Annotated in this window: 1 protein-coding gene and 1 pseudogene; both read left to right on the forward strand. The window is 73.8% G+C overall.

The genetic code is table 11. The annotated features are described in order from the left end of the window. Positions 1 to 2,348 (forward strand): SDR family NAD(P)-dependent oxidoreductase (locus IEJ02_RS47015; protein WP_191070391.1); only part of this gene is annotated, 2,348 nt, incomplete at its 5' end. A gap of 26 nt (positions 2,349 to 2,374) precedes the next feature. Beyond that, a pseudogene (locus tag IEJ02_RS47020) lies at positions 2,375 to 10,474 on the forward strand (SDR family NAD(P)-dependent oxidoreductase); the annotation flags it as partial.

A 10,474-nucleotide genomic window follows, 5' to 3' on the forward strand; every position in this document is an offset into this window, starting at 1 on the left:
CCACCCGCTTCCTCACCCACCTCGCCGAACTCTCCACCACCGGAACACCGGTGGACTGGGCGGCCGTGTTCGCCGGGTCCGGGGCCCGTAGGGTGCCGCTGCCCACCTACGCCTTCCAGCACCGGCACTACTGGCTGGAGCCTGCCAGGACACCGACGCGGGCCGAGACCGCCGACAGCTCCCTGTGGGCGGCCATCGAGCGCGGAGACGCGCAGTCTCTGGCGCGGGATCTCGAGGTGGACGCGGCGGCCCTGGGCACGGTGCTGCCCGCGCTGGCCTCCTGGCGCCGCCGCAGCCGGGAGGACACCCTCACCGACGCATGGCGGTACCGGGTCGGCTGGACCCGGGTGGCCGCCGCCACCCCGCGGCTGTCGGGCCGGTGGCTGGTGCTGGTCCCGGCCGTACGGGCCGCCTCGGCGCGGGTCCGCGCGGTGCTGGACGGGCTCGCCGCGCGGGGCGCCGAGGTGGTGGCCGCCGAGGTCTCCGAAACCAGCCGGGAGGCGCTGGGCGACCAGGTCAAGTCGGCGGACGGCTGTGCCGGGGTGGTGTCCCTGCTCTCGTGGGACGGCCGCGCCGACACCGAGTACGGCACCGTGTCCATGGGCACCGCGGCCACGCTGGCGGTGGCGCAGGCGCTGCGGGACCACGGCGTCACCGCACCACTGTGGTGCGTCACCAGGGGCGGGGTCGCGGTGGCCGGTGAGGCGCCCGACCCGGTGCAGTCGGCGGTGTGGGGATTCGGCGCCGTGCTCGGGCTCGACCACCCGGACACCTTCGGCGGACTGATCGACCTGCCGGCCGAAGGGGAGGGTGACGACGAGGAGTTGCCGGACGGACTGTTCGCGGCGCTGTGCTCGCCGGAGGGGGAGGATCAGCTCGCGGTGCGCGCCGAGGGGCTGTTCGCCCGCCGGATGCTGCGGGACCGGGACGGTTCGGCCGAAGCCTGGAAGCCACGGGGCACCGTGCTGGTCACGGGCGGCACCGGCGGGCTCGGTTCACATGTGGCGCGCTGGCTCGCCGCGAGCGGGGCGGACCATGTGGTGCTGCTCAGCAGGCAGGGCGGTGACGCGCCGGGCGCGGCCGAACTGGTGGCGGACCTGACAGATGTGCGGGTCACGGTCGCCGCGTGTGATGTGACCGACCGGGACGCCGTGGCCGCGGTGCTGGCGGAGGCGGAGCGGACACATCCGCTGACCGCGGTGGTGCACACGGCCGGTGCGGGACTGCTCCCGGCTCCGGTCACCGAGGTGACCGCCGAGGAGTTCGCCGCCGTGACGGGGGCGAAGGTGCGTGGCGCGCTGGTGCTGGACGAGCTCGTCGGCGACCGGGAGCTGGACGCGTTCGTGTTGTTCTCCTCCGGCGCCGGTGTCTGGGGCAGTGGCGGCCAGGCCCCGTACGCGGCGGGCAACGCCTTCCTGGACGGGCTGGCGCAGCGCCGCCGCGCCCGGGGCCTGGCGGGCACGTCGGTGGCGTGGGGCGGCTGGGGCGGCGGTCTCGGCATGATCGACGCCGACGGCGGCGACCAGTGGCGCCGTATCGGGATCCTGCCGATGGACCCGGCACCCGCGCTGCGGGCGATGGCGCGTGCCGTGGGCGGTGGCCCGCCGAATGTGATCGTCGCCGACATCGACTGGGCGCGGTTCGTACCGGGATACACGATGGCCCGGGAGCGGCCGCTGCTGCGGCAGTTGCCCGAGGTCGCCGAGGTCCTGGCGGCGGACACACCGGGCGAGGGCGCGTCGCGGCGAGAGGCGCTCCTGCACGGCCTGGCCGAGCTGACCGGTCCGGAGCAGGAGGCGTTCCTGACCGACCTGGTGCGGCGGGAGGCGGCGGCCGTGCTCGGGCACGCCGACGGTGACGCGGTGGAGCCGGAGCGCGCGTTCAAGGACACCGGGTTCGACTCGCTGACCGCGGTGGAGCTGCGCAACCGGATCAACGCGGCCACCGGCCTCCAGCTCTCCCCCACGGTGGTGTTCGACTATCCGAAACCCACCACGCTGGCGAGGAAGCTGCGCACCGAGCTGGTGCCCACCGCGGACGAGACCGTGGACGGGATCGGGGGTGGGCCCGGGGGCGGGCTCGGAGGCGGCGGAGCCACCGACGCGGAGGGCCGCGAGCGCGAGATCCGGCGGGTGCTGGCCTCGGTGCCGTTGCGCCGATTCCACGAGCTCGGGGTGCTGGACGCGCTGATGCGCATCGCGGACACCGCGGCCGGTGAGCCGGGCGAGCTGAGTGGCCTGACCGACCTGAGCGACGCCGCCGAGGCGGAGGACACCGCGATCGCGGACCTGGACGCCGACGAGCTGGTGAGCCGGGCGATGCGCGGCACGACCTTCGGAAACGACTGACGCCGCGGTTGCGGAGAGGAGTACATATGGCTGCGTCCCGGGAAGACCTGGTCAAGGCGCTGCGTACCTCGCTGATGGATGTCGAGCGGCTGCGGCGGGAGAACGACCGGCTGATCGCCGAGTCCACCGAACCCGTGGCGATCGTGGCGATGGCGTGCCGGCTGCCGGGCGGGGTGACCGACCCGGAGTCGCTGTGGGAGCTGGTGGCCGAGGGACGGGACGCGATCGGCCCGTTCCCCACGGACCGCGGCTGGGACCTGGAGACGCTCTTCGACGCCGATCCGGACGCCGTGGGCAAGTCCTATGTGCGCGAGGCGGGATTCCTGGAGGGTGCGGGCGGGTTCGACGCCGCGTTCTTCGGCATCTCCCCGCGCGAGGCCCTGTCGCTCGACCCGCAGCAGCGGCTGCTGCTGGAGACCGCGTGGGAGACCTTCGAGCGGGCGGGGATGGATCCGCGGTCGGTGGAGGGCCGGGACATCGCGGTGTTCGCCGGGGGCAGCGGCCAGGGGTACGGCGGCGGTCCGGGTGAGGCGCCCAAGGGGCTGGAGGGCTATCTCGGGGTCGGTGTTTCCGGCAGCGTCCTGTCCGGACGCGTGTCGTACACGCTCGGGCTGACCGGGCCCGCCGTGACCGTGGACACCGCCTGCTCCTCCTCGCTCGTGGCCACCCATCTGGCCGTGCAGGCGCTGCGGTCCGGCGAATGTTCCATGGCGCTGGCCGGTGGGGTCGCCATCATGGGCCAACCCACCGCCTTCGTGGAGTTCTCCCGCCAGCGTGGCCTGGCGCCGGACGGGCGCTGCAAGTCGTTCGGCGCGGGCGCGGACGGCACCACCTGGTCCGAGGGTGTCGGGCTCGTGTTGCTGGAGCGGCTGTCCGACGCCCGCCGCAACGGCCACGACATCCTGGCCGTCATCCGGGGCACGGCGGTCAACCAGGACGGGGCGAGCAACGGCCTCACCGCGCCCAACGGGCCGTCCCAGGAACGGGTGATCCGGCAGGCGCTGTCCAACGCCGGGCTGACGGTGGCCGATGTGGACGCGGTCGAGGCCCACGGCACCGGCACCGCCCTCGGCGACCCGATCGAGGCCCAGGCACTCCTCGCCACCTACGGCCGGAACCGCCCGGAGGACCAGCCGCTGTGGCTGGGGTCGTTGAAGTCCAACATCGGCCACGCACAGGCCGCCGCCGGGATCGCCAGTGTCATCAAGACGGTCATGGCGTTACGGCACGGCCGGCTGCCGAAGACCCTCCACGCCGAGGAGCCCACCTCCAAGGTGAACTGGGCCACGGGCGCGGTGTCCCTGCTCAGCGAGGGGCGGGCGTGGCCGGAGACGGGACATCCACGCCGCGCCGGAATCTCGTCCTTCGGCGTCAGCGGGACGAACGCGCATGTCATCCTCGAGCAGGCCCCGGAGGAGAACACCGCCCCACAGCGGGAGGAGTCCGCCGAGCCCGGTCCCGTCGCCACCGGCCACGTGGTGCCGTGGGTGCTCTCGGGCCATACGGAGGTGGCGCTGCGGGCCCAGGCCGCACGGCTGCTGACCCATGTGCGCAAGGCGGACGCCGATGGCCCGCGGGACGTGGGCTGGTCGCTGGCCACCACCAGGACCCGGCTGGACCACCGCGCGGTCGTGCTGTGCGCCGATGCCGAGGAGGCCGTCGCGGGGCTGGAGGCGGTGGCCGCGGGCGCGTCCACCCGGTCGGTGGTCACCGGGTCCGTGGCGTCGGGGAAGGTCGCGGTGCTGTTCACCGGCCAGGGCAGCCAGCGCGCCGGAATGGGCCGGGAACTGCACGGCCACTACCCGGTGTTCGCGCGGGCCTTCGACGACGTATGCGCCCAGTTCGGCGACCTGCGCACGGGAGAGGGGGACGGGGACGAGAAGGTCTCGCTCGCCGAGGTGGTGTTCGCCGAGGAGGGGTCGGCACGGGCGGCGCTGCTGGACCGGACCGAGTTCACCCAGCCCGCGCTGTTCGCGCTGGAGGTGGCGCTGTTCCGGCTCGTGGAGTCGTGGGGGGTGCGCCCCGCATATGTGCTGGGCCACTCGATCGGCGAGGTGGTCGCGGCCCATGTGGCCGGGGTGCTCTCCCTGCCGGACGCCTGCACACTGGTGCGGGCGCGCGGGCGGCTGATGCAGCGACTCGACGCGACCGGGGCGATGGTCGCGGTGGAGGCGGCCGAGGACGAGGTCGTCCCCCTGCTCACGGGGAAGGAGCACCGGGCGTCCATCGCCGCCGTCAACGGCCCGACGTCCGTGGTGGTCTCCGGCGACGAGGACGTGGTCACGGCGGTGGCGGAGACGCTGGCCCGGCAGGGCCGCAAGACCAAGCGGCTCGTGGTCTCGCACGCGTTCCACTCCCCCCACATGGACGGGATGCTGGACGCGTTCCGCGAGGTGGCGTCGCGGCTGACCTACGCGCCGCCCCGGGTGCCCGTGGTGTCGAACCTGACCGGCGGGGTCGCGGATCCGCAGGAGCTGTGCACCCCGGAGTACTGGGTGCGGCATGTGCGGGGCGCGGTGCGGTTCCTCGACGGTGTCCGCGCACTCGCCGACGCGGGCGTGCGCACCCATCTGGAACTCGGCCCGGACGGGGTGCTGACCGCGATGGGCCAGGACTGCCTGCCGGATGCGGTGGCCGATGCCGATGCGGGGGCGGACGGGGCGTTCGTACCGTCCCTGCGTCCGGGCGTCCAGGAGGCCCAGGCGGTGCTGGCCGGGCTCGCCGGTCTGTACGTACGCGGGGTGCCGGTGGACTGGGACGCGATGTTCGCCGGGTCCGGCGCCCGGCGCGTCGCCCTTCCGACGTACGCCTTCCAGCATGAGCACTACTGGCTGGAGCGGGCCGCCGGGTCCGGCGACGTGGGCGCGGTCGGGCTCGGGGAGGCGGGCCACCCGCTGCTGGGCGCGGTGGTGCAGCTGCCGGAGACGGGCGGAGTGCAGCTCAGCGGGCGGCTGTCGGTACGGGCCCAGCCGTGGCTGGGCGAACACGTCATCTCCGGTGCGGTATTGGTGCCCGGCACGGCGATGGTGGAGCTGGCGGTGCGCGCCGGGGACGAGACCGGCACCCCGGTGCTGGAGGAGCTGGTGATCGGGCAGCCGATGATGCTGTCCGCCGACACCGCCCTGAGTGTGCAGGTCGTCGTGGGCGCGGACGAGGGCGGGCGGCGCACGGTGCGGATCTACTCCCGCGCCGACGGCGGCACGGACTGGACCGAGCACGCCACCGGCACGCTCACCGCACAGGCACCGGCACCGCGGGACGAGGCGGTCGGCGAGTGGCCACCCGCACGGGCCGAGCCGATCCCGGTGGCGGACTTCTACCGCTCGCTCGTCGACGCCGGTTACGCGTACGGACCGGCGTTCCGCGGGCTCGTCGCCGCGTGGCGCCGGGACGGTGAGATCTTCGGCGACGTGGCGCTGCCGGAGGCGTACGCCACGGAGGCCGAACGGTTCGGCATCCATCCGGCGTTGCTGGACGCCGCGTTGCACGCGGGCAGCTTCTGCCTGCCCTCCGACCCGGCCCGACAGGTGACCCTGCTGCCGTTCGCCTGGAACAACGTGCGTCTGCACGCGGGCGGCGCGACCGCGGTCCGGGTGCATGTCCGCCCGGTCGGCGACGACGCGTTCGCGGTACGGCTGACCGACGGCTCGGGCCAGACGGTGGCCTCCGTGGACTCGCTCACCCTGCGGGCGGTGGACCCGGCCCAGCTGGAGAGCGGAGCGGCCGGCGACGCGCTGTGGACGGTCCGCTGGAGCGAACACGCCCTGCCGGAGGGCGGCGCGGTCTCCCGGGCGCCGCTGGGCGAAGCGGAGGGCGACGAAAACACCCTTCCCGACGTCCTCGTGGCCGATACGCGCGCGTGGACCGACGACCTCACCGAGTCGCTGCCCGCACGGACCCGACAGCTCACCGCCCGCCTGCTGGCGGAGATCCAGCGGTGGATCGGCGACGACGCGATGGCCGGGACGCGGCTGGCCGTGGTCACCCGCGGGGCGGTCGCCGTGCACGGGGACGCCGAGGTCACCGACCCTGCGGCCACCGCGGTCTGGGGCCTGGTCCGCTCGGCCCAGGCCGAACACCCGGGGCGACTGGCCCTGGTGGACGCCGACGGCACGTACGAGGAACTCCCCGAACTGCCCGCAGGTGTGTGGTCCGGGGATGAGCCCCAGCTCGCGGTGCGGGGCGGAGCGGTGTGGGTGCCGCGCCTGGCCCGGGTCGAACCCGGCCTGCGGGTGCCCGCGCAGCCGTCGTGGCATCTGGACTCGGCCGAGTACGGCACCCTGGACAACCTCGCGCTGCTGCCCGACGAGGCCGGGACCGCACCGCTGGAGGCCGGTCAGGTGCGGATCGAGGTCCGCGCCGCCGGGCTCAACTTCCGCGATGTCCTGGTGGTTCTCGGCATGTATCCGGGCCGGTCGGTGATCGGCACGGAGGGCGCCGGTGCGGTGACCGAGGTCGGCCCGGGCGTGACGGACCTGGCCGTGGGCGACCGGGTGATGGGTCTGTTCTCCGGCTCGTTCGGCCCGCTGGCCACCGCCGACGCGCGTACGGTGATCCGGATGCCGGAGGGCTGGTCGTTCGGCACGGCGGCCGGGGTGCCGGTGGCCTATCTGACCGCGCTCTACGCGTTGCAGGACCTCGGGAGGGTCCAGCCGGGAGAGACGGTCCTGGTGCACGCCGCCGCGGGCGGGGTGGGCATGGCCGCCGTCCAGCTCGCACAGCACTTCGGCGCCACCGTCCTGGGCACCGCCCACCCCTCCAAACACCACGCCCTGCACCGGCTCGGCATTCCCGCCGAACGCCTCGCCTCCAGCCGCGACCTCGCCTACGCCGACACCTTCCCCACCGCCGACGTCGTCCTCAACTCCCTCACCGGCGAGCACATCGACACCTCCCTCGGGCTTCTCCGCCCCGGCGGCCGGTTCCTGGAGATGGGGAAGACCGATCTGCGGGAGCCCGGTGAGGTCGGGGCGCGGCATCCAGGGGTCACCTACCGGGCGTTCGACCTCGGTGGCGAGGCCCCTGCCGAGCGGGTGCGGGAGTTGCTGCGCCAGCTGGTGGAACTGTTCGAGACGGGCCGGATCGAGCCGCTGCCCGTACGGCAGTGGGACATCACCCGTGCCCCCGAGGCGTTCCGGTGGATGAGCCAGGGCCGTCACACCGGCAAGATCGTGCTCACCCTTCCCCGCGTCCTGGATCCGGATGGCACGGTGCTGGTCAGCGGCGGCACCGGAGCGCTCGGCGCCACCATCGCCCGCCACCTCGTGGCACAGCATGGCGTACGCCATCTGCTGCTGCTCAGCAGGCGGGGGCCGGACGCCCCCGGTGCCGCGGACCTCAGCACCGAGCTCACCGAACTCGGTGCGCACGTCGACATCGCCGCGTGCGACACCGCCGACCGCGACCAACTCGCCGCCGTCCTCGCCGATATCCCGGCCGGCCGGCCGTTGACCGCCGTGGTCCACGCGGCCGGGACGCTGGACGACGGCATCCTCACCGCACTCACCCCCGACCGCCTCGACACCGTCTTCCGCCCCAAGGTCGACGCGGTCACCCACCTCCACGACCTCACCCACGACAACCACGACCTGGCGGCGTTCGTGGTGTACTCGTCCGCCGCCGGAGTACTCGGCGGGCCCGGACAGGGCAACTACTCGGCCGCCAACGCCTATCTGGACGGGCTCGCACAGTGGCGGCGGGCGCGCGGGCTTCCCGCCACGTCCCTGGCGTGGGGCATGTGGGCGGAGGCCAGTGGCATGACGGCCGGGCTCGGCTCCGGCGATCTGCACCGGATGCGGCGCGGCGGCATCGTCGGGCTGTCCACCACGGAGGCGCTGGGCCTGTTCGACCGGTCGGTGGAGTCCGGTCTTTCGGTGCTGGTGCCGATGAGGTTCGACCTCGCCGCCCTCGGCGCGGAGGCCACTGAACCCCCACCGCTGCTGCGGGGGCTGGTCCGGCCGACGCGGCGTACGGCCCGGCCGGTGCCGGAGGCCGGTGAGGGCGGCCTCGTCGAGCGGCTGGCCGGGCTGTCGGCGGCCCAACAGGGTCGTGTGCTCGTGGAGTTGATCCGCGAAGAGGCCGCTTCGGTGCTCGGGTTCCCCACGATCGATCCGATCGGGCCGGAACAGGCGTTCCGCGACATGGGATTCGACTCGCTGACCGCGGTGGAGTTGCGCAACCGCCTCAACACGGCCACCGGGCTGCGGCTGCCGGCAACGCTGGTCTTCGACCACCCGAGCCCCGTGGCCACCGCCGACTTTCTGCGCGACCAACTGGGCGGGCGTACCGCCGAGGCCACGCCCCGGCCGGTGCGGCGTGACCGGACCACCCCTGACCAGGCCGAGGATCCGGTCGTCGTGGTCGGCATGGGTTGCCGCCTGCCCGGGGACGTCCGCACCCCCGAGGACCTGTGGCGGCTGGTCGCCGCCGGAGACGACGCCATCGGGCCGTTCCCGCGGGACCGGGGGTGGGACCTGGCCGAGTTGTTCGACTCCGATCCGGATGCTCTGGGCAAGTCGTACGTGCGCGAGGGCGGTTTCCTCAGCGACGCGGGCGGATTCGACGCCACCTTCTTCGGCATCTCCCCGCGCGAGGCCCTGTCGATGGACCCGCAACAGCGCGTACTGCTGGAGACCGCCTGGGAGACCCTGGAACGCTCCGGGATCGTTCCGACGTCACTGCGCGGACAGGAGGTCGGGGTATTCGTCGGGGCCAGCGGCCAGGGGTACGGCGTCGGTCCGGGCGCGGTGCCGGAGGGCCTGGAGGGCTACCTCGGGGTGGGCGGCGCGACGAGCGTGGCGTCGGGTCGGGTGGCGTACACCTTCGGGCTGACCGGTCCGGCGGTGACCGTGGACACGGCGTGCTCCTCCTCGCTGGTGGCTCTCCACCTCGCCGTACAGGCCCTGCGCTCCGGCGAATGCACGATGGCACTCGCCGGGGGCGTCGCCGTCATGGGCCAGCCCGGCGCGTTCGTCGAGTTCTCGCGCCAGCGCGGCCTCGCGTCGGACGGCCGCTGCAAGTCCTTCGGCGAGGGTGCGGACGGCACCAACTGGTCCGAGGGTGTCGGCCTCGTGCTGTTGGAACGGCTCTCGGAGGCCCGTCGCAACGGGCACGAGGTGCTGGCCGTGATCCGTGGTACGGCGGTGAACCAGGACGGGGCGAGCAACGGCCTCACCGCGCCGAACGGGCCCTCGCAGCAGCGGGTGATCCGGCAGGCACTGGCGAACGCCGGACTGTCCCCCTCAGACATCGACGCCGTCGAGGCCCACGGCACCGGAACCGCCCTCGGCGACCCCATCGAGGCCCAGGCACTCCTCGCCACCTACGGGCAGGACCGCCCGGGGGACGAGCCGGTGTGGCTCGGTTCGCTGANACCGCCCGGGGGACGAGCCGGTGTGGCTCGGTTCGCTGAAGTCCAACATCGGCCACGCCCAGGCCGCCGCAGGCGTGGCCAGCGTCATCAAGATGGTGCTGGCGATACGGCAGGGCACGCTTCCGCGGTCCCTGCACATCAACGAGCCGACCACACAGGTGGATTGGACGTCGGGCGCGGTGTCCCTGCTGGACGAGGCCCGTCCCTGGCCGGAGAGGGGCCACCCGCGCCGTGCCGGGATCTCGTCCTTCGGCGTCAGCGGCACCAACGCCCACCTCATCCTGGAGCAGGCACCTCAGCCCGAGCCCGAACCCGCACCGAAGGCGGACGAGGGCACGGACACCCCTGGGCTGGTCGCCACCGGCGGAATCGCCCCCTGGGTCCTGTCCGCCAAGACCGCCACGGCCCTGCGGGCTCAGGCCCAACGCCTGCTGGATCACCTGGAATCCGGCGTGGAAGCGCGCCCCGTGGACATCGGCTGGTCCCTGGCCACCACCCGCACCCTCCACGACCACCGCGCCATCATCCTCGCCGACACCGACACCAGCACTGACACCAGCACCGGCACCAGCGCCGAGAGCACTGAGGCCACGGCCGCCCTCATGGCCCTCGCGACCGGACAACCTCACCCCCGTCTCACCACCGGCCACGCCACTACCCACGGCAAGACCGTCTTCGTCTTCCCCGGGCAGGGCGCCCAATGGGCAGGAATGGGGGCACAACTCCTCACCACCTCGCCGGTCTTCGCCGAACG

This window comes from Streptomyces sp. 5-10 (assembly GCF_014712245.1).
Classification (GTDB): Bacteria; Actinomycetota; Actinomycetes; order Streptomycetales; family Streptomycetaceae; genus Streptomyces; species Streptomyces violaceusniger.